The 19,209-nt window shown below is 61.9% G+C and carries 16 protein-coding genes; 7 read left to right on the top strand and 9 right to left on the bottom strand.

What is annotated here, in order from left to right; translation table 11 throughout:
* Window position 1: 1 nt before the first annotated feature.
* The 3 genes from AB4P94_RS23370 to AB4P94_RS23360 all read right to left on the bottom strand — a co-directional run bounded on the left by AB4P94_RS23370 (window position 2) and on the right by AB4P94_RS23360 (window position 3,819).
* Window positions 2–1,258: a 3-phosphoshikimate 1-carboxyvinyltransferase gene (locus AB4P94_RS23370; RefSeq protein WP_395607677.1), complete on the bottom strand. Its 1,257-nt coding sequence runs from the start codon at window positions 1,256–1,258 to the stop codon at window positions 2–4.
* A gap of 468 nt (window positions 1,259–1,726) precedes the next feature.
* Window positions 1,727–2,281: a UPF0149 family protein gene (locus tag AB4P94_RS23365; RefSeq protein WP_395607676.1), complete on the bottom strand. Its 555-nt coding sequence runs from the start codon at window positions 2,279–2,281 to the stop codon at window positions 1,727–1,729.
* A gap of 269 nt (window positions 2,282–2,550) precedes the next feature.
* Window positions 2,551–3,819 carry a chloride channel protein gene (locus AB4P94_RS23360; RefSeq protein ID WP_395607675.1) on the bottom strand — a complete coding sequence of 423 codons (1,269 nt, stop codon included), beginning with the start codon at window positions 3,817–3,819 and terminating at the stop codon, window positions 2,551–2,553.
* Window positions 3,820–4,011: 192 nt separating this feature from the next.
* Here AB4P94_RS23360 and AB4P94_RS23355 point away from each other — a divergent pair, with 192 nt between their 5' ends.
* The gene (locus AB4P94_RS23355; RefSeq protein ID WP_078742178.1) at window positions 4,012–4,824 is read left to right on the top strand and encodes a crotonase/enoyl-CoA hydratase family protein; all 813 of its coding nucleotides are present in this window, start codon (window positions 4,012–4,014) and stop codon (window positions 4,822–4,824) included.
* A 5-nt stretch (window positions 4,825–4,829) separates the two neighbouring features.
* Entirely contained in the window at window positions 4,830–5,663 is an 834-nt protein-coding gene (gene nudC / locus AB4P94_RS23350; protein ID WP_395607674.1) for an NAD(+) diphosphatase, read from the top strand.
* On the opposite strand, the gene AB4P94_RS23345 is transcribed toward nudC, so the two are convergent.
* The 3 genes from AB4P94_RS23345 to AB4P94_RS23335 form a co-directional block, all read right to left on the bottom strand.
* Entirely contained in the window at window positions 5,631–6,410 is a 780-nt protein-coding gene (locus AB4P94_RS23345) for a TSUP family transporter (protein WP_395607673.1), read from the bottom strand. The genes nudC and AB4P94_RS23345 overlap by 33 nt on opposite strands.
* Window positions 6,411–6,601: 191 nt before the next feature.
* Window positions 6,602–7,321: a phosphatidylcholine synthase gene (pcsA, locus tag AB4P94_RS23340; protein ID WP_395607672.1), complete on the bottom strand. Its 720-nt coding sequence runs from the start codon at window positions 7,319–7,321 to the stop codon at window positions 6,602–6,604.
* A 149-nt stretch (window positions 7,322–7,470) separates the two neighbouring features.
* A complete protein-coding gene (locus tag AB4P94_RS23335; RefSeq protein WP_395607671.1) occupies window positions 7,471–8,385 on the bottom strand; it encodes a class I SAM-dependent methyltransferase in 915 nt (304 codons plus the stop codon).
* A 191-nt stretch (window positions 8,386–8,576) separates the two neighbouring features.
* Here AB4P94_RS23335 and mdeB point away from each other — a divergent pair, with 191 nt between their 5' ends.
* Window positions 8,577–11,255 carry an alpha-ketoglutarate dehydrogenase gene (gene mdeB / locus AB4P94_RS23330; RefSeq protein WP_395607670.1) on the top strand — a complete coding sequence of 893 codons (2,679 nt, stop codon included), beginning with the start codon at window positions 8,577–8,579 and terminating at the stop codon, window positions 11,253–11,255.
* Window positions 11,256–11,376: 121 nt separating this feature from the next.
* Here mdeB and AB4P94_RS23325 read toward each other — a convergent pair whose 3' ends face one another.
* Both AB4P94_RS23325 and AB4P94_RS23320 read right to left on the bottom strand, forming a co-directional pair.
* Complete coding sequence (locus AB4P94_RS23325) at window positions 11,377–11,865, bottom strand: DUF1289 domain-containing protein (RefSeq protein ID WP_395607669.1); 489 nt, start codon at window positions 11,863–11,865, stop codon at window positions 11,377–11,379.
* 153 nt (window positions 11,866–12,018) lie between these two features.
* Complete coding sequence (locus AB4P94_RS23320; RefSeq protein ID WP_395607668.1) at window positions 12,019–13,269, bottom strand: ribonucleotide-diphosphate reductase subunit beta; 1,251 nt, start codon at window positions 13,267–13,269, stop codon at window positions 12,019–12,021.
* A 302-nt stretch (window positions 13,270–13,571) separates the two neighbouring features.
* Between AB4P94_RS23320 and fae the strand changes: the two genes are divergently transcribed.
* From fae to AB4P94_RS23300, 4 genes are all read left to right on the top strand, one after another.
* Window positions 13,572–14,084 carry a formaldehyde-activating enzyme gene (gene fae, locus AB4P94_RS23315; RefSeq protein WP_395607667.1) on the top strand — a complete coding sequence of 171 codons (513 nt, stop codon included), beginning with the start codon at window positions 13,572–13,574 and terminating at the stop codon, window positions 14,082–14,084.
* A gap of 10 nt (window positions 14,085–14,094) precedes the next feature.
* Window positions 14,095–15,129, top strand: a complete 1,035-nt coding sequence (locus AB4P94_RS23310) for an aldo/keto reductase (RefSeq protein ID WP_395607666.1) — start codon at window positions 14,095–14,097, stop codon at window positions 15,127–15,129.
* Entirely contained in the window at window positions 15,126–16,559 is a 1,434-nt protein-coding gene (locus AB4P94_RS23305; RefSeq protein ID WP_395607665.1) for an NAD-dependent succinate-semialdehyde dehydrogenase, read from the top strand. Before AB4P94_RS23310 ends, AB4P94_RS23305 begins: the two co-directional genes overlap by 4 nt.
* Window positions 16,560–16,725: 166 nt before the next feature.
* The gene (locus AB4P94_RS23300) at window positions 16,726–18,102 is read left to right on the top strand and encodes an MFS transporter (protein WP_395607664.1); all 1,377 of its coding nucleotides are present in this window, start codon (window positions 16,726–16,728) and stop codon (window positions 18,100–18,102) included.
* Here AB4P94_RS23300 and AB4P94_RS23295 read toward each other — a convergent pair.
* Window positions 18,049–18,924 carry a LysR substrate-binding domain-containing protein gene (locus AB4P94_RS23295; RefSeq protein ID WP_395607663.1) on the bottom strand — a complete coding sequence of 292 codons (876 nt, stop codon included), beginning with the start codon at window positions 18,922–18,924 and terminating at the stop codon, window positions 18,049–18,051. The genes AB4P94_RS23300 and AB4P94_RS23295 overlap by 54 nt on opposite strands.
* Between the last annotated feature and the right edge of the window lie 285 nt (window positions 18,925–19,209).

Below are 19,209 nucleotides of genomic sequence, written 5' to 3'. Positions count from 1 at the left end.
CTCAGTAGCTCAGTGCAACCCCGAGGCTGCCCAGGGCGTTCCAGTACTCGGGGTACGTCTTGGCCACGCAGTCCGGGTCCTGAATGCGGATGCCCGAGACTTTCAGCCCGGCGAGGGCAAAGCACATGGCGATGCGGTGGTCGGCGTGGGTGTCGATCAGCGCGTTGCACGAAGTGCCGGCCAGCGCGGGGTCACTGGCCACCAGCAGGTCGTCGCCTTCGATGGTCGCAAGGCCCGGGCGGATTTCATTGAGGCCGTCGTGCAATGCCTGCACGCGGTCGCATTCCTTCACACGCAGGTTAGCCAGCTCGGTGAACCGCACCGGCGTGTTGTTGAACGCGGCAAGTACCGCCAGGGTCGGGATGGCGTCCTGCATCTGCGAGCCCACTACCGTGGCTTGCATGTTCGGGAACTGCGCGATCACGGCCTGGGCCTTGGCGTCCGGCTGGGTGAAGTCTTGCGCGGCGACGCCGATATCAATGCGGCCCTCGGTCAGCACTTCAGCGGCCCACAAGTAGGTGGCGGCCGAGGCGTCGGGTTCGATCAGGTAGTCATGGGCGGTGTAGCCGGTGGCGGCGACGCGCCAGGTGGTGTCGTCAACGGCGTCGACCTGCGCACCGAAGGCGCGCATGCAGTCCAGGGTCAGGTCCACGTAGCCACGGGCGCCGATGTCCTTGCCGGTCAGCGCCACTTCAATCGGCGCCTCGCCGCAGGCCGCGAGCATCAGCAGGGCCGATACGTATTGGCTGGACAAACCGCCATCAATCTCAAAACGCTTGGCCTGCACCTTGCCCACGCCATGCACGGTCACGGGCGGGCAGCCGGTCGGGCTGTCGACCTGGATGCCGTTCTGGCCGAGGGTGGCCAGCAGCGGGCCGATCGGGCGTTTTTGCATGTAGTCGTCGCCGGTCAGCACCACGGTGCCCTGCACGGTGGCCACGGCCGCGGTGAGAAAGCGCATGGCGGTGCCGGCGTTGCCGAGGAACAGCGGCTGTGCGGGCAATTGCAGCTTGCCGGAGCCGGTGACGACGAAGGTGGTGTCGTCCGGCTCGTCGATGGTCACGCCCATCTGGCGCAGGGCTACCGACATGTGGCGGGTGTCATCGCTTTTCAGCGCGCCGCTCAAGCGGCTGGTGCCCTTGGCCAGGGCGGCCAGCAACAGGGCGCGGTTGGTAATGGATTTGGAGCCGGGGGGCGCGACCTTGCCATTGAGGGGGAAGTTGGGCGGTGTAACGGTCACGGTTTTCTGCGAACTCAAGGTACAGGGCTCCTGATTCAAGGCACGATCGGCGGGCGGACCCGAATAATCGTTTATAGACGGGTGCTTGTCGAGTATGGGGGATGGCTGCTGATGGTTAACGGGTGTATGTCGATCCAACTGTGGGAGCTGGCTTGCCTGCGATGGCGGTCTGTCGGTGTACATATCCGTTTTTTTGGTGATGGCTGATATTGGTTCCGCCCTTACGGCGGCTCACTTTTGAAAAGCGCAAAAGTAAGCAAAACGCTCTTGCCCCAACACTCGGCACCTCGCTCACGCTCGGTGTGCCCGTAATCCGACAGGGATTTGGGGGGCCGCCGCCACGCGCCATCCATGGCGCGTCGCGGCTAAACCGGCGTCCTGCCGGTTTGCCCCCCCAAATCCCTGTCGAATTCCGGCCAGCGTGTTTTGACGGGGCGCCTGAGATCAAGATCAAAAGCCAGAGCCAGAGCCAGAGCAGAAGCCAGATTATCGTTTTGCCAACCAGTAATCATGCAGCGCTCGCGCTGCCGGTTCGATTTCGCTGACGCGTTGCTGGTGCGCCTGCACATCCAGGTCTGCGGGCAGTTCGAAGTTGTCCTGTTCGGCGCACCAGGAGATTTTCTCCAGCTGCGCGGTTTGTTCGGCGGGCATTTCCGGCCAATTGCCGATGGCGGCGCCACGGATGTAGCCGAAACACCATTCTTCGGCGAGTGTGACGACCTGGCCCTGATGCTCGGTGTCATCGAAGCGTGCCTTGAAGCCTTGCGCGTCGGTGGCCAGTTGTGCGGCCAGGGTGTTCATGTGGCGCACGCACAATGCCAGGAAGCGCTGGGCTTCGTCGACAGTTTCCCAGTTCGGGTTCTGCCCGCCGAAGATGGCCGGGAACCACTCGCCGACGTCCACTTGCGCGGGGCTTGAGACCAGTGCGGTGAAGTAGCCGTCGAGCTCGGCCAGGTTCAGCACCGAATGGTCGTCGCCGTATTTGAGCAGGGTGTCTTCGATGAATTCGAAATCGGCGGGGGCGAGGGGTTGGGCGTGCATGGCGGTTCCTTTGAGCGTCGAGCGCCGCTGATGGGGCGGCTTAAAGCGCGAAGGATGGTACCTGAGGCGATGCCTTTCAAGGTCTTTGTGTTAAGAAGCAGGCAACCAACATCCTGTGGCGAGCGGGCTTGCCCCGCGTTGGGCTGCGAAGCAGCCCCATAAAAACGCCGCGGTCTTTCTGAAAGAACGCGGCGTCTGGGTTTGGGGCCGCTGCGCAGCCCAACGCGGGGCAAGCCCGCTCGCCACAGAGGCGGTGTTTGTCAGGGGGGTTAGCGAGGTTTTTTTTCACGACTTTCCCAGCTTTGGCACCCCTTGCTCACGCACATCGAGCCCACCACCGCGAGGATGATCGGCACCAGAAAGTCATGGTCGATACGCGTGAATTCGGCCACCAGCACAATTGCCGTCAGCGGCATGCTCATGCTGGACGCGAGGAAGGCGGCTGCGCCGATAATGGCAAAGGCGCCCAGCGGCACGCCGGGCCACACCAGGCTCCAGGCGCCGCCAAGGATGATTGCCAGCAGCGCGCCATTTGCCAGGCCCGGTGTCAGCAGGCCACCTTCGGCCCCGGCGCGCAGGCTGCTGGCGGTGATCAGCACCTTCACCACCAGCAGCAACGCAGCCAGGCCGATGGTCAGTTCACTGTCGAAGCCGAGTTGCGCCGGGCCTTTGCCATTGCCGAGGATCTGCGGCAGCAGCATGGCCAGCCCGCCGATGATCGTGAAGTTGATCAGCGAAAGCACCGGCAGGCGCCAACCGCGCGCGGCATTTGCCCGTGCTGTTCCGGTCAGGCGGGTAAACCCGTACGCCGCCAAGCCGAATATCGGCCCGCACACCACCGCCCAGGCGATCAGCGCCGGGCTCAAGTCGAAATGCGGCACCACGTACTGCGATTCCGCGCCCAGCCCGATCCACGCCACCGATGCGCCAATCGCTGAAGTGGCCAGGGCAATGACCGCCGCGGGCCAACTGAATGCGCCCACCAACACTTCCAGCACAAACACCGCGCCGCCCAAGGGCACGTTGTACACGGCCGCCAAGCCGGCACCGGCGCCGCAGGCGACGATCAGGCGATGCATCGGCGGTGTCAGCCGTGCGCGTTGCGACAGCCACGTAGCGGCCAGCGCGCCGACTTCCCGTGGCGCCACTTCACGCCCCAGCGGTGAGCCCAGGGCCACGGTGACGATTTGCAGCACGGCATGGGCGAGGGTGGTCTTGGGCGGCATGATCGGCATTTTTTCCGACACCGCCTGCTTGATGCTCACCAGCGGGCGGCCGTAGCGATAAATCGTCCACCAGCCCAGCCCGGCGACCAGCCCGCACACCACCAACACCAGCACGCGCCGTTCGGGCGCCGCCGCCGTCACGCCCAGCAGGAAGGTTTCATGGCTGACCAGGCTATCGAGGCTGTAGCCGTAAGCGAGGTGTTGAATGCCATGCAGCAGCAACGCCAGCAGCATCCCGCCCAGGCCTGCGCCGACGCCGGTCAGCACGACCACCAGGGCCAGAATCAATGATGAGCGAAACGTGGACGGCATAGGCGGCTCCAGGCAATGGCCCTGATTGTATAGCCGATAAGTCGAGCCTTTGGCGTGAAATGTATCGGCGTTGCATGAAGCCTTCGCCCACAACATTTCATTACCTTTGCCAGTCCCGTTTTTGGCCGATGCGCCGTCACACACCCTTGTTATAGTTCGGGCCTTATCACTCGCCAGTCAGGGAACACTGCCATGTCCGAATACCAAGCTTTCGTCGTCGAACTCACCGGCAACGTTGCCCATGTGCAGATCAACCGCCCGGAAAAGATCAATGCGATGAACGCGGCGTTCTGGACCGAAATCATCGATATCTTTCAATGGGTCGAAGACACCGACGCCGTGCGTGCCGTGGTGCTCAGCGGCGCCGGCAAGCATTTTTCCTCCGGCATCGACCTGATGATGCTGGCCTCGGTAGCCAATGACTTCGGCAAGGACGTGGGCCGCAACGCGCGCCTGCTGCGCCGCAAGATCCTCGAACTGCAAGCTTCGTTCAATGCCGTGGACAACTGCCGCAAGCCGGTGCTGGCGGCGATTCAAGGCTATTGCATCGGCGGCGCCATCGACCTGATCAGTGCCTGCGACATGCGCTACGCCGCCGAAGGTGCGCAGTTCTCGATCAAGGAAATCGACATCGGCATGGCCGCCGACGTCGGCACCCTGCAACGCCTGCCGCGCATTATCGGCGACGGCATGCTGCGCGAGCTGGCCTACACCGGCCGCCAGTTTGGTGCCGAAGAGGCGCGCAGCATCGGGCTGGTCAACCGCGTGTACGCCGATCAGGACAGCTTGCTGGCCGGGGTGATGGAGATCGCCCGTGAAATCGCCGCCAAGTCACCGATTGCCGTCACCGGCACCAAGGCGATGATCAGCTACATGCGTGACCACACGGTCAAAGATGGTCTGGAATACGTTGCCACCTGGAACTCGGCTATGTTGCAATCCAACGACCTGCGCGTGGCCATCGCGGCCCATATGAGCAAGCAGAAACCCGAATTCGTGGATTGACTGACATGACCCCAGGCTGGATTACCACAACGCTGCTGGACAACGAGGCCCCTGGCGGCTGGGCCGTCGCCCGCAGCCGCGAGGGCTTTTTGCATGACACCAATGGCCCGCTGTTCCCCCGGGAATGGCTCAAGCGTCAGGATTTGTCAGTGTTTGCCGAGCATGGCATTGGCCATCTTGATGGCGAGCCGGTGTACCTGCTGGAACTCAATTCGGCAGTTGAAGTGCCAGGTTGCAGCTGGCAGGGCCTGCGGGCCTTCATGCTGCAAGGCGATCACACCCTGTACAAAGTGCTGGGTTACGCGGCGCAGATTGGCACTTGGGCGCGGGAACACCGGTTCTGCGGCAGTTGCGGCCAGGCCATGGTCCAGGTGCCACGCGAGCGCGCGATGCATTGCCCGGCCTGCGACCTGCGCAGCTACCCGCGTATTTCGCCAAGCATGATCGTGCTGGTGACCCGCGGCGACGAAATCCTGCTGGCGCGTTCACCGCGGTTTGTCACCGGCGTCTACAGCACCCTGGCCGGGTTTGCCGAGCCGGGTGAGTCGGCCGAAGACTGCCTGATCCGCGAGGTGCGCGAGGAGGTGCAGGTGGAGGTCAAGAACATCCAGTACATGGGCAGCCAGTGCTGGCCGTTCCCGCACTCAATGATGCTCGGTTTCCACGCCGAGTACGCCGGTGGCGACATCGTGCCCCAGGCTGACGAGATCGAGGACGCGCAGTGGTTCAATATCCACGACCTGCCGCCGTTGCCGGCGTCACGTTCGATTGCGCGTTACCTGATCGACCTCTACCTGGCGCGCCGTTTAGGCCACGCTGAACCAGTGCTGCCAGGCTAGGCGCACGGTCAGGCCGAGGACCACGGTGATAAACACCGGGCGAATGAATTTGGCGCCGCCGCTGATGGCACTGCGTGCGCCAAAGAACGCGCCACACATCACCGACACGCCCATCGCCAGGCCGACGATCCAGTCCACCGAACCATTGATGATGAACACCGTCAGCGCCGCTGCGTTGCTGACGAAGTTCATGCTGCGTGCCACGCCGCTGGCTTTGACCAGGTCGATGGGGTGCAGCAGCATGGTGCTCACCGTCCAGAATGCGCCGGTGCCAGGCCCGGCCACGCCGTCGTAGAAACCCAGACCAAAGCCTTGGGTGGATTGCCATTTCTTCTTGATCGGCGCGTCGGCGTCCAGCGGCGCCTTGGGCGTGCCGCCGAACAGCAGATAGACGCCGCAGGCGAAGACGATCACCGGGAGCATTTTGTTGAGGGTTTCGGCGGGCAGGTAATGGGCGACGATTGCACCACTCAGTGCACCAATCAGCGTGCCGACGATGGCGTGCACCCATTGGCGCGGGTGGAACAGCTTGCGCCGGTAGAAGGTGAAGCTGGCGGTGGCCGAGCCGAAGGTGGAACTCAGTTTGTTGGTGCCCAGCACCAGATGCGGTGGCATGCCGGCGGTGAGCAGGGCCGGGGTAGTGAGCAGCCCGCCGCCGCCAGCGATGGCGTCGATGAAGCCGGCGATGAAGGCAACGACGGCGAGGATAGCCAGGGTGGTGAGGTCAACGCTGAGTTCGAAGGGCATGGGCAAGGCTTATTATTGGCAGGGCGCAAAAAAGGGCTGCGCCAAAGGCCGGTATCTTACTTGGATCTAGCGGGTCTACGCGATCCAAATGTGGGAGCGGGCTTGCTCGCGAAAGCGGAGTGTCAGTTAACACGTCTATAACTGATCCACCGCTTTCGCGAGCAAGCCCGCTCCCACATTTTGAATTGCAATCAACCGTGACGTTTGTCCAGCCACTCCAGCGCCGTACGCCACACGCAAATCCCCAGGAAATACGCCGACATCAGCGACCACAACCCAAACGTCCACGGGTTGGTATTCGGGTAATCCACCACCATCAAAAAGCTGCACAACAACCAGATCGTGGTGACCGCGATGTTGATCGGCATGAAGCGCTTGACCCGAAACGGGTGCAAAAACTTCATCGGCGTCACGGTCAGCAGTGCCAACCCGATCACGGTTGCCAACGTCACCCAGGCCTCTGGCTGGATGATGTACACGCACAGCGCCACCACGTTCCAGGCTGCCGGGAAGCCGACGAAATAGTTGTCCTTGCTCTTCATGTTCACATTGCAGAAGCAAAACAACGACGACACCAGGATCACCGACACGGTAAACAGGTGGGTGAAGTCCGGCAGGTCGATGTAGCGGTAGATAAACAGCGCCGGGATAAACACGTAGGTCAGGTAATCGATCACCAGGTCCAGCACCGAGCCGTCGAAGCTGGGCAATACCGTGCTGACATTGACCCGTCGCGCCAGGGAGCCGTCGACGCCATCGACCACCAGCGCCAGGCCCAGCCACAGCAGGCAGGCCTTGGGCGAGTTTTCCAGCAGCGCCAGCGTGGCCAAAAAGGCCAACACCACACCGGTGGCGGTAAAGCCGTGGGCGCCCCAGGCTTTGAGTCTGGCTACATGCAGGGTCGATATCACGGGCGGTTCTCCAAAGGGTGAAACGGGGCAGCCGACAACGTGACGCCGTCGAGTCTGGCCGGGGAATGCAGGTATCGACCGGGAAGGGGGTCATAAGGTTCACCGCCCCGGTGTATCACTTAGCGTAGCAAGCGTCAGGCGTTTCGGCATCAGCCCTGACGGAACACCAGCGCCTTCAACCCGCTTTGCGGGTCAATATCCGGAAATTCCGGCGGGTTTTCCAACCGTTCCACAAAGCACAGGCCCGGTGCTTCGCGGGTTACGCCGTCGATCAGGAAGTCTTCGCCGAAGGCCGGGTCGTTCATGCACGCCAGCACCGTGCCTTGTGGGGTGAGCAAATCCGGCAGGCGGCGCAGTACGCGCTGGTAGTCCTTGGTCAGCAGGAAACTGCCTTTCTGGAAGGAGGGCGGGTCGATGATCACCAGATCGTAAGGGCCGCTGTGGGTGACCTTGGCCCAGGACTTGAACAGGTCATGGCCCAGAAAGCTGACCTTGCTCAGGTCGTGACCGTTCAAGCGATGGTTGTCGCGGCCCCGGCTCAGGGCGCCACGGGCCATGTCGAGGTTCACCACGTGGTCGGCGCCGCCTTCAATTGCAGCCACCGAGAACCCGCACGTATAGGCGAACAGGTTAAGCACGCGCTGCCCCTTGGCCTGTTCACGCACCCAGTTGCGGCCGTAGCGCATGTCGAGGAACAGCCCGCTATTCTGTTTTTTACCCAGGTCGATCAGGTAACGCAGGCCGCCTTCGGTGATGGTCAGCTCTTCCACGGCTGCGCCGCAAAGCCATTCGGTGGTGCTTTGTGGCAGGTAGCGGTGTTGCAGGGCGACGGTGTAAGCGTTGAACCCGGCTTGCAACAGGTGTTTCAAGGCGTCGAGCTGCGTTGGCTCGGGATCCTTGAACAGCGAAACCAGGATCACGCCCTGCAACCAGTCCACCGTCAGTTGCTCCAGGCCCGGCCAGCAGCGGCCGCGGCCATGGAACAGGCGGCGGGTTTCGGCCGGCGGGCTGGCCAGGGCGGTGAGCAGGTGGGCGTGCAGGGTGGCGAGTGCGTCTGGGTTCATCGTTAAACGTCAGTCATTGAGCGGGCGGCATTTTAAACACAGTTGCGCGCTTTGTGGGCGCAGAAGCACAACGTGCTGGTGAGAAGAGGTTTTGCAGTGTTTCATGCTCAAATTCATGAAAACTGCGCCTGATATCAGGCAAAAAATCCTTTGGCACCGCCATAAACTGGAAAAAAAGCCCGGAGGTGCCCATGAACGGTTTCGCGAGTGCAGTGAATCAAACAGCAATGGATCAGCAAGAGCTGGACGAGTGGCGTGACGCCCTGGCCTCGCTGGTGGCCAACGCCGGGCCGGCCAGGGCGCGGCAAATCCTTGACGTGCTGGCCCGCGAAGGCAGTGCGCCGCACATCGACTGGAAACCCCGCCACGGTACGCCGTACATCAATAGCATCAACGTCGAACAGCAACCCGCGTTTCCCGGCGACCTCGCCACCGAAGAGCGCCTGGCTTCGCTTGTACGCTGGAATGCCCTGGCCATGGTGGTGCGCGCCAATCAGGCCTACGGCGAGCTTGGCGGGCATATCGCCAGCTACGCCAGCGCGGCGGATTTGTTTGAAGTCGGTTTCAACCATTTTTTCCGCGCGCGCAATGACCGTTTCGGCGGCGACCTGGTGTTTTATCAGCCGCATTCCGCACCGGGCATCTACGCGCGGGCATTCCTCGAAGGGCGCCTGAGCGAACAGGACCTTTCCCACTATCGCCAGGAAATCGGCGGGCCTCTGGCTGGCGCGCGTGGGCTCTCCAGCTACCCGCACCCGTGGTTGATGCCGGACTTCTGGCAGTTCCCCACCGGCTCCATGGGCATCGGCCCGATCAGCTCGATTTTTCAGGCGCGCTTCATGCGCTACCTGCAACACCGCAACCTGCAGGACACCACCGACCGTCACGTCTGGGGCGTGTTCGGCGACGGTGAAATGGACGAGCCGGAAAGCATGTCGGCCCTGACCCTGGCCGCTCGCGAAGGCCTGGACAACCTGACCTGGGTGGTCAACTGCAACCTGCAGCGCCTTGACGGCCCGGTGCGTGGCAACGGGCGGATCATCGACGAACTGGAAGCGTTGTTCGCCGGGGCCGGCTGGAACGTGATCAAACTGGTGTGGGGCTCGGACTGGGATGCGTTGCTGGCCAAAGACACCGACGGTTCGCTGGTGGATACCTTGTCGAACACCGTGGATGGGCAATTCCAGACCTTTGCCGCCAAGGACGGTACCTACAACCGCGAACACTTTTTCGGTCAAAACCCGTCCCTGGCCAAATTGGTCGAGGGCATGAGCGACGAGCAGATCGACCGTCTCAAGCGCGGCGGCCACGACATGGTCAAGATCCACGCGGCTTACCACGCTGCGCGGCGGGTCAAGGGCAAACCCACGGTGATCCTCGCCCAGACCAAGAAGGGTTTCGGCATGGGTGAGGCCGGGCAGGGCAAGATGACCACCCACCAGCAGAAGAAGCTGGATCGCGAGGCATTGATCGCCTTCCGCAATCGATTCCAGTTGCCACTGACGGACGAGCAAACCGAGTCGCTGAGTTTCTTCAAACCGGCGGATGACAGCCTTGAGTTGCGTTACCTGCACCAGCGACGCAACGCGCTGGGCGGTTATGTGCCGAGCCGAAGCCGTGTTGCGGCGCCTGTGAGCGTGCCGCCGGTTGAGGGGTACGCCGGATTCGCCACTTTGGCGGCGGGCAAGGAAATGTCCACGACCATGGCCTTCGTGCGCATGCTCACCAACCTGCTCAAGGACAAGGCCCTCGGCCCGCGCATCGTGCCCATCGTCGCGGACGAGGCGCGCACCTTCGGCATGGCCAACCTGTTCAAGCAGATCGGCATCTATTCCAGCGTCGGCCAGCGTTATGAGCCGGAAGACATCGGCTCGATCCTCAGCTACCGCGAAGCCACCGACGGGCAGATCCTGGAGGAGGGCATCAGCGAGGCCAGCGCCATCAGTTCCTGGGTGGCGGCGGCCACCAGTTATTCGGTGCACGGCCTGCGCATGTTGCCTTTCTACATTTATTACTCGATGTTCGGCTTCCAGCGCGTCGGCGACTTGATCTGGGCCGCCGCCGACCAGCGCGCCCGAGGGTTCCTGCTCGGTGCCACGGCGGGCCGTACCACTTTGGGCGGCGAAGGCTTGCAGCATCAGGACGGCAGCAGCCACCTCACGGCCGCCACGGTGCCGAATTGCCGTGCCTACGACCCGGCATTCGCCGGTGAATTTGCAGTGATCCTCGACCACGGCATGCGCCAGATGCTGGAACACGATGTCGACGAGTTCTACTACGTGACCCTGATGAACGAAAACTACCCCCAGCCAAGCCTGCCCGAGGGCGTCGAGGCCGCGATTATCAAGGGCATGTATCGCCTGGAAGGCGCGGCTGATGCCAAGGTGCGCCTGCTCGGTTCCGGCACGCTGGTGCGCGAGGCGCAAGCGGCGGCGCAGTTGCTGGCCGAGGATTGGCAAGTGGCGAGCGAGGTGTTCAGCGTCACCAGTTTCAGTGAACTGGCACGGGACGCGCGGGAGGTGGAACGCTGGAACCGCCTGCACCCGCAGGAAGCGGCGCGGGTCAGCCATGTGAAGGCTTGTTTGCCCAAAGGCGCGCCGGTTGTTGCCGTGTCCGACTACGTGCGGGCGGTGCCGCAGATGATCGGCGCGTATCTGGACTCGGGTTACACGGTACTGGGTACGGACGGGTTTGGGCGCAGTGATACGCGGGCGGCGTTGCGGGATTTCTTTGAGGTGGACCGGCATCACATTGTGCTGGCGGCGCTGACGGCGTTGGTGGAGCAGGGGAGTCTGGCGCGGGAGGTGTGCCAACAGGCGATTGAGAAGTATGGCTTGCAGGCGGAGCGTGACGCGTCCTGGGTCTCCTGACCAACAGAGGTCAAGTGTGGGAGCTGGCTTGCCTGCGATAGCGGAGTGTCAGTCAGCCAATGTTTGGCTGATACACCGCTATCGCAGGCAAGCCAGCTCCCACACTGTTTTGTGGTGTGGGTTAGAGCGTGGCGATCAGGGCCGGCCCGAATGCTTCATTCAGAAAGCCCGGTGCGATATACCGCTCGTAATGCGCCTCGGACAACAGAAAGAACTCCCGGTCAATCGCATCGCGCAAGTCCGCCAGATGGCGCTCGCGGAACTCCGGCAACAACGCCAAGCCGTAGGCATCCAGCCTGGAAATCACCCGCGCCCCCCGGGCAATCAACTGATAAGCCCAGCAATACGGTGATTGATGCGGCACAAAACGGATCTTGCGGGCTTCCAGTTGCTGGCGCAGCAAGTGCGGATCAAACACCTCGAGCTTGCTGGCCATCACCTGCACCAGCAATTGCTCCAGGCGCCGCCACACCGCCTGTTTTTCCTCGGCGTTGTAGCCGTTCCACTGGATCACTTCATGGTGATAGCGTTTGCAGCCCCGGCACACGAGGTCCCCATAGACGGTGGAGCACAGGCCGACGCAGGGGGTCTTGATGGTTTGATTGGGCATAGAGGGCATTTTGCAAAGTCTGTGAAACACCGCAAATCTAAAACTGTGGGAGCGGGCTTGCTCGCGAAAGCGGTGCATCAGTCACCGGATAGGTAGCTGACATATTGCATTCGCGAGCAAGCCCGCTCCCACAGTTTGGATCTGTGTGGTTGATTAGTCCCAGCTCAGCGCGCCGCCGGTCTGGTACTCAATCACACGGGTCTCGAAGAAGTTTTTCTCTTTCTTCAAGTCCATGATCTCGCTCATCCACGGGAACGGGTTGGTTGTTCCCGGATACTCTTCTTTGAGACCAATCTGCGACAGACGACGGTTGGCGATGAACTTCAAGTAGTCTTCCATCATCGCCGCATTCATGCCGAGCACGCCGCGAGGCATGGTATCCCGCGCATATTCAATCTCCAGCTGCGTCCCCTGCAAAATCATCTGGGTCGCTTCTTCCTTCATCTCGGCATCCCACAAATGCGGGTTTTCGATTTTGATCTGGTTGATCACATCGATACCGAAGTTCAGGTGCATCGACTCATCCCGCAGGATGTACTGGAACTGCTCGGCCACGCCGGTCATTTTGTTGCGACGGCCCATCGACAGAATCTGGGTGAAGCCGCAATAGAAGAAGATGCCTTCAAGAACGCAGTAGTAGGCAACGAGGTTGCGCAGCAGCTCTTTATCAGTCTCAACAGTGCCGGTTTCGAACTTCGGATCGGAGATCGAGCGGGTGTATTTCAAACCCCAAGCGGCCTTTTTCGCGACCGATGGAATCTCGTGGTACATGTTGAAGATCTCGCCTTCATCCATCGCCAACGATTCGATGCAGTACTGATACGCGTGGGTGTGGATCGCTTCTTCGAAGGCCTGGCGCAGGATGTACTGGCGGCACTCCGGGTTGGTGATCAGGCGGTACACGGCCAACACCAGGTTGTTCGCAACCAACGAGTCGGCGGTGGAGAAGAAGCCCAGGTTGCGCATGACGATGCGGCGTTCGTCGTCGGTCAGGCCTTCGGGGTTTTTCCACAGGGCGATGTCGGCGGTCATGTTGACCTCTTGCGGCATCCAGTGGTTGGCGCAGCCGTCGAGGTATTTTTGCCAGGCCCAGTCGTACTTGAAGGGTACGAGTTGGTTGAGGTCGGCGCGGCAGTTGATCATGCGTTTTTCGTCAACGGCGACGCGGGCGGAGGCGCCTTCCAGTTCGGCGAGGCCTTCGGCGACGTCGAGGCTGTCCAGCGCAGCCTTGGCGCGCACGATGGCGGCGGAGTCATTGGCGGTGACGGCGCGGGCTTCGATGGCGGCGGCGGCGCCGGCTCCGTCGAGGCGGTCCATGTTGGCTTCGGTGGCGTGGCCGGCGTTGGCGCCCTTGATCACCGCTGCACCGGTGTCTTCGTTGTCGACTTCATCCCAACTCAGCATTGAAATTCTCCTTCCTGGTACTCGAAAAATAGGTGTTTTGCAGGCTACTTAGGCATTGAAAAAGTGCGCTGAGTGTGGTCGGTAAATACCGATACTGCACACTATGTAGTGGTCTGTTCTGTTTGTGGGCACACTATATGGGGTGTAACAAGGTTGGTCAACGAACAAGACAGCCCCGATCGCCGCAGGGGGCATGAGAAAAACTCACAGCCCCATGACTTTTAATGGTTACGGCCACCCCGTAGCCCAGTGCTAAAAAATTCGCAGACAAGCTCCCCATAACAACAACGAGCGTTTGCGAAATGAAAGCACTTGATCTGTACATCGGCGAAGGCTTCGAAGGCCCAGGCGTCAATGCTGCCCACATCAACATCCTCATCGGCCCGCGCAACGGCCCGGCCGGCCAGGCGTTTGCCAATAGCCTGGCGTCGCCAAGCCAGGGTCACTGCCCGTTCATGGTGATCGCCCAGCCGAACATCCCGGTCAAACCCATGACCCTTTACGTCAACAAAGCCGAAATCAACAGCGACCTGCACGGCAACGCCACCTGGGGCGCCTCCCAGGCCGGTATCGCCAAGGCCGTGCTGGAAGCCTTGCTCGACGGCACCTTGCCACCGGAAGCTGAAGACGAGTGGGCCATCGTCACCGCCAACTGGGTCAACCCAAGCTGCGATGACCTCGATGCCGTCTACCTGAACAACTACAACGCCTGCCGCACCGCGATCCGCGCCGCCCTGACCGGCACGCCCTACACCGCGCAACTGGCGGACGTGGTCAACCACATCAGCAACCCTTTCTACACGCCAAAGGCCTGAGGAGAATCCCATGCAATACACTCGACTGGGCAACTCCGGCCTGCAAGTCTCGCGCCTGTGCCTGGGCACCATGAACATGGGTACCCCGGACTGGAAACCGTGGATCTTCGACGAAAAGCAAAGTGAGCCGATCGTCGCCCACGCCCTGGCCAACGGCGTCAACTTCATCGACCTGGCTGACTTCTATTCCGCCGGCGTCGGCGAAGAAGTGGTGGGGCGCATCCTCAAGCGCGTGGCGCGCCGCGATGACATCGTGGTCACCACCAAAGTCGGCTACGGCACCCGCAGCGGCATCAACGCCAGCGGCCATTCGCGCAAACACATCATGGACAGCATCGACTTGTCCTTGAGCCGCCTGGGCATGGATTACGTCGATGTGTTCATGCTGCATTACTTCGACGTGAACACCCCGGTCGAGGAAACCATGGGCGCGCTGAACGACATCGTGCGTTCCGGCAAGGCCCGCTACATCGGCGTGTCGACCATGCTCACCGGCCAACTGGCCAAGATCCTCATGGCTTGCGAGCGCAACGGTTGGGTCAAGCCGATCAACATGCAGTTGCAACTGAACTGCGCCTACCGCGAAGAAGAGCGCGAGATGATCCCGTTCTGCCGCGACCAGGGCCTCGGCGTCTCGGTGTTCAGCCCGCTGGCCCGTGGTTTGCTCACCGGCGAGGTGCAGTCAACGCGCAACCAGACCGACTTCTTTACCCAGCAGATGTACAGCGACCAGGCGTCGTTCGACATCGCTCACTCGGTACAACGCGTGGCCCGCGCCCGTGGCGTCTCCAACGCACAAATCGCCCAGGCCTGGGTCGCCAACCACCCGGGCGTCGATGTGATGCTGGTGGGCGCCGACACCACCGCGCAGTTCGACAGCGCGCTGGCCGCACTGGACACCCAGCTGGATGCCGAAGAACTCCACGAGCTGGAACGCAACTACACCCCGTGCGATGTGATCAACGATTACACCGCCGGCAAGCGCATCCTGCGTGAGGCCCGCCCGGGCCTGGACCGTTTCAACCTGATCGAGGCCGTGGCATGAACCCGCTGATCCGTACTGGCAACTACATCGATGGCCAATGGTCCAGCGGTGGGCCGACATACCCGGTGGCCAACCCGGCCAATGGCGCGCTGATTGTTGACGTTCAGCGCGCCGCCGCCGAAGAAACAGATCTGGCTATCGACGCCGCCAACCGCGCCTTGCCGGCCTGGCGCAAGCTCACCGCCAAGGAACGCAGCCAGCGCCTCAAGCGCTGGAGCGAGTTGATGCTCAGCAACCAGAAAGACCTCGCGCAGCTGCTCAGCCTGGAGCAGGGCAAGCCGTTGGCCGAAGCCATGGGCGAAGTGGTCTACGCCGCGAGCTTTCTGGAGTGGTTTGGCGAGGAAGCCAAGCGTGCCTATGGCGACGTGATTCCGAGCCACAAGGCTGATGCGCGCATCATCGTGGTCAAGGAAGCCATCGGTGTGGTCGCGGCGATCACGCCGTGGAACTTCCCGCTGGCGATGGTCACCCGCAAGGTCGGCCCGGCGCTGGCGGCGGGTTGCACCATGATCCTCAAACCGTCGGAAGAAACGCCGTTGTCGGCGTTTGCGCTGGCGGTGCTGGCCGAACAGGCCGGGATTCCGGCCGGCGTGTTTAACATCGTCTCCGGCGATGCCGTGGCCATCGGCGGCGCGCTGCAAGCCTCCAGTGTGGTGCGCAAGCTGTCGTTCACCGGCTCCACGCGCACCGGCAAACTGCTGATGCGCCAGGCGGCGGACACCCTGAAAAAAGTCTCGCTGGAACTGGGCGGCAACGCGCCGTTCATTGTGTTCGACGACGCCGACCTGGACGCCGCCGTCAAAGGCGCCATGGCTTCCAAGTTCCGCAACACCGGGCAAACCTGTGTGTGCGTCAACCGTTTCTTTATCCAGGACGGTGTGTACGACGCCTTTACCCGCAAACTGGCCGAAGCCGTCAGCGCCATGCGGGTCGGCAGTGCGCTGGAGGGTGAAACCGAACAGGGCCCACTGATCAACGCCGCCGCGCTGGCCAAGGTCGAAGCCCACGTGGGCGACGCGCTGGAGAAGGGCGCCAAGCTGTTGTGCGGCGGCCGTCGCCATGCGCTGGGGGGTACCTTCTTCGAGCCGACCATCCTCACCGAAGCCAGCGGCGACATGCTGATCGCTCAGGAAGAAACCTTCGGCCCGGTGGCCGCGTGCTTCCGCTTCAAGGATGAAGCCGAGGTGCTGGAACGCGCCAATGACACGCCGTTTGGGTTGTCCGCTTACTTCTACAGCCGCGATATCGGCCGTGTATGGCGCATGGCCGAGGGCCTGGAAGCCGGCATGGTCGGGATCAATGAAGGGATCATCTCCACCGAAGTCGCGCCGTTTGGCGGCATCAAGGAATCGGGCCTGGGCCGAGAGGGTTCCAAATACGGGCTGGAGGATTACCTGGAGATCAAATACCTGTTGATGGGCGGCCTTTAAAACACCCTCGACCCCTGTGGGAGCTGGCTTGCCTGCGATAGCGGTCTGCCAGCTGCCTTGTGTTACCTGACCCACCGCTATCGCAGGCAAGCCAGCTCCCACAAAGAGCACCACAAGGCGCAAGCCCGCTGTTACTCCGTCAAGAAAAACAATATGGAGAACACCCATGACCGCTCAACCCGTCAATATCGACGACCTGCCCATCGGCCGTTTCCACCTGAAAATCGCCGGCCTCACCTTCGGCGCGCATTTCACCGACGGCTATATCCTTGGCCTGATCGGTATCGCCTTCACCCTGCTCAGCCCCCAGATGCACCTTGATGCCTTCTGGCAAGGCTTGATCGGCGCTTCGGCCCTGATCGGCCTGTTTCTGGGCAGCCTGTTTTTCGGCTGGATCTCCGACACCCTTGGTCGGCAGAAAATTTTCCTGGTCAGCTTTGTGCTGATCACCGTGGCCTCGGTGATGCAGTTCTACGCCGAAACTGCCATGGGCCTGTTGCTGTGCCGCATCCTGATCGGCATTGGCCTGGGCGGTGACTTCAGTGTCGGCCACGCCATGCTCGCGGAGTTTTCGCCGAAGAAGCATCGCGGCGTGCTGCTCGGTTCGTTCAGTGTGATCTGGACCTTCGGCTACGTGGCCGCGACCTTTGTCGGCACCGCTATGCTCAGCCTCGGTGATGACGCCTGGCGCTGGATGTTGGCGTCTTCGGCCATCCCGGCCGGTCTGATCCTGATCGCCCGTATCGGCACCCCGGAATCGCCGCGCTGGCTGGTCAACCGGGGGCGCATTGCCGAAGCCCGTGCCATCGTCAAGAAGCACCTGGGCGAACACGTGGTGCTGGATGAAGAACCCACCACGCAAACCCGTTCGGGCTACGGCGTGCTGTTCAGCCGTGAATACCGCAAGCGCACGGCGTTCAACTGCCTGTTCTTTGTGTGCATTGTGATGCCGTACTTCGCCATCTACACCTTCCTGCCGTCGATCCTGCAGAAGATGGGCTTGTCCCAGGGCTTTGGCACCGAGCTGCTGCTGAATATGCTGCTGATTGTCGGCGCGTTGATTGGTATCTGGTGCACGGTGAAGTTCTCGCGCCGGGGCTTTTTGATCAACTCGTTCATCATCCTCGCGGCGGCATTGTTCCTGCTGGCGGTGTTGCCGGGCAGCCTGGCGTGGTTGATGGTCATGACCTTTGGTGTGTTCACGCTGGTGTTGTCGGCGGTGAGCAACCTGGTGGGCGTGTTCCCGGCAGAAAGCTTTCCCACCGAAGTGCGCGCCAGCGGCATCGGCCTGGCCACGGCGGTGAGCCGGCTGGGCTCGGCGGTCAGCACGTTCCTGTTGCCGGTGAGTGTGGCGGGCATTGGCTTGAGCCCGACCATGGGCATTCTCGCGGCGATTCTGGTGTTCGGCGCAATGATTTCCTGGGCCTGGGCACCGGAGACCAAGTCCCTGACCCTGAACCAAGCGTGCAAGGCCGAGGCACCGCCGGTGTCAGGGGTTGCTGACCTGGCCCAGCCACTGCGTAAACAGGCGAACCTTGGATAAACCCTGTTTGTCCGTCGCCACGTCCAGCCAATAGCCATACGGGCCGATCACTTCCACGGGGGTGATCGGCACGAGGCTGCCGTTGGCCAGTTCACGCTCGATCATCTGCCGGTCGATCACCGCCAAACCGCCGCCTGCCAGGGCGGTGTGAATCACCTGGTCCAGGGTGCTGAATTCCAGGCCCTGGTCCGCATCGATATCCTCCCGGCCCATGGCTGCCAGCCAGTTTTCCCAGACCTTCAAGCGCTTGCCGTCGTGCAGGATATGCAGCAGCGGTGAGCGGCGCAGGTCCGGCGGTTGGCCATCGGTAAACAGCTCCGGGCTGGCCACGGCGATGTGGCGCTCCATGACCAACAGTTCACTGCTGCAATGGGCGTTCGCCTCCAGGCCGAAACGGATCTGGCAGTCGATTTCGGCCAGGCTGGCGTGGCTGTTCTGGTGGGTGACGCTGAGGTTGATATCCGGGTAGCGCTCGCAAAAGCGTCGCAAGTGCGCCGACAGCCAGCGCGTGGCCCAGGTCGGCGGCGCCACGATGCGCAGGCGCTGGCGCAGGTTGGGCACGCGCACGGCTTGCAGGGCGCGTTCGATATGGTCGAAGGCGTCGCTCAGGTGTGGGGAGAGGGCGAAACCGGCCTCGGTCAGGGACAGGCCCTGGGGCGTGCGGATGAAGAGGGCGACGCCAAGGTAGTCTTCCAGTTGCTTGATCTGGCGGCTGACTGCGCCTTGGGTGACGTTGAGGCCCACGGCGGCCTGGCTGAAGCTGCGGTGGCGGGCGACTTCTTCGAAGACGCGGAGCATGTTGAGGGAGGGCAGGTGGCGCATGGTTCGGGTTCCACACTTTATTTTTATGGTGTTGGTGCTGGCCTCATCGCAGGCAAGCCAGCTCCCACATGGGAATGCATTCCAAATGTGGGCCCCATTTATCATGGTAACCATCGAAAAGTGACGTTGATTTAGCAGGGTTTGTCAAAATGACTTGTATAGTAAATGCCAAAATGAGCCGTAATTTGTGGGGAGTGGAGCAAAATAGGCTGGTTTTTATTTTGGTCTAGGCTTTTTGGAAGAGTTGCTATATTTTTTAGATATGTCAAGCAGTTGTTTTGGCGT

The sequence above is a fragment of the Pseudomonas sp. B22129 genome, from assembly GCF_044218875.1.
In the GTDB taxonomy this organism is placed as follows: Bacteria; Pseudomonadota; Gammaproteobacteria; order Pseudomonadales; family Pseudomonadaceae; genus Aquipseudomonas.
The sequence above is the reverse complement of the archived record's forward strand: the minus strand, read 5'-3'. Positions and strand labels throughout refer to the sequence as shown.

What these genes read in the sequence shown, in the direction of transcription:
- AB4P94_RS23365 (WP_395607676.1), bottom strand. Translation starts at nt 2,281, where the DNA reads ATGCACGCCCAACCCCTCGCCCCCGCCGATTTCGAATTCATCGAAGAC.
- AB4P94_RS23360 (WP_395607675.1), bottom strand. Translation starts at nt 3,819, where the DNA reads ATGCCGTCCACGTTTCGCTCATCATTGATTCTGGCCCTGGTGGTCGTG.
- AB4P94_RS23355 (WP_078742178.1), top strand. Translation starts at nt 4,012, where the DNA reads ATGTCCGAATACCAAGCTTTCGTCGTCGAACTCACCGGCAACGTTGCC.
- nudC (WP_395607674.1), top strand. Translation starts at nt 4,830, where the DNA reads ATGACCCCAGGCTGGATTACCACAACGCTGCTGGACAACGAGGCCCCT.
- AB4P94_RS23345 (WP_395607673.1), bottom strand. Translation starts at nt 6,410, where the DNA reads ATGCCCTTCGAACTCAGCGTTGACCTCACCACCCTGGCTATCCTCGCC.
- AB4P94_RS23335 (WP_395607671.1), bottom strand. Translation starts at nt 8,385, where the DNA reads ATGAACCCAGACGCACTCGCCACCCTGCACGCCCACCTGCTCACCGCC.
- mdeB (WP_395607670.1), top strand. Translation starts at nt 8,577, where the DNA reads ATGAACGGTTTCGCGAGTGCAGTGAATCAAACAGCAATGGATCAGCAA.
- AB4P94_RS23325 (WP_395607669.1), bottom strand. Translation starts at nt 11,865, where the DNA reads ATGCCCAATCAAACCATCAAGACCCCCTGCGTCGGCCTGTGCTCCACC.
- AB4P94_RS23320 (WP_395607668.1), bottom strand. Translation starts at nt 13,269, where the DNA reads ATGCTGAGTTGGGATGAAGTCGACAACGAAGACACCGGTGCAGCGGTG.
- fae (WP_395607667.1), top strand. Translation starts at nt 13,572, where the DNA reads ATGAAAGCACTTGATCTGTACATCGGCGAAGGCTTCGAAGGCCCAGGC.
- AB4P94_RS23310 (WP_395607666.1), top strand. Translation starts at nt 14,095, where the DNA reads ATGCAATACACTCGACTGGGCAACTCCGGCCTGCAAGTCTCGCGCCTG.
- AB4P94_RS23305 (WP_395607665.1), top strand. Translation starts at nt 15,126, where the DNA reads ATGAACCCGCTGATCCGTACTGGCAACTACATCGATGGCCAATGGTCC.
- AB4P94_RS23300 (WP_395607664.1), top strand. Translation starts at nt 16,726, where the DNA reads ATGACCGCTCAACCCGTCAATATCGACGACCTGCCCATCGGCCGTTTC.
- AB4P94_RS23295 (WP_395607663.1), bottom strand. Translation starts at nt 18,924, where the DNA reads ATGCGCCACCTGCCCTCCCTCAACATGCTCCGCGTCTTCGAAGAAGTC.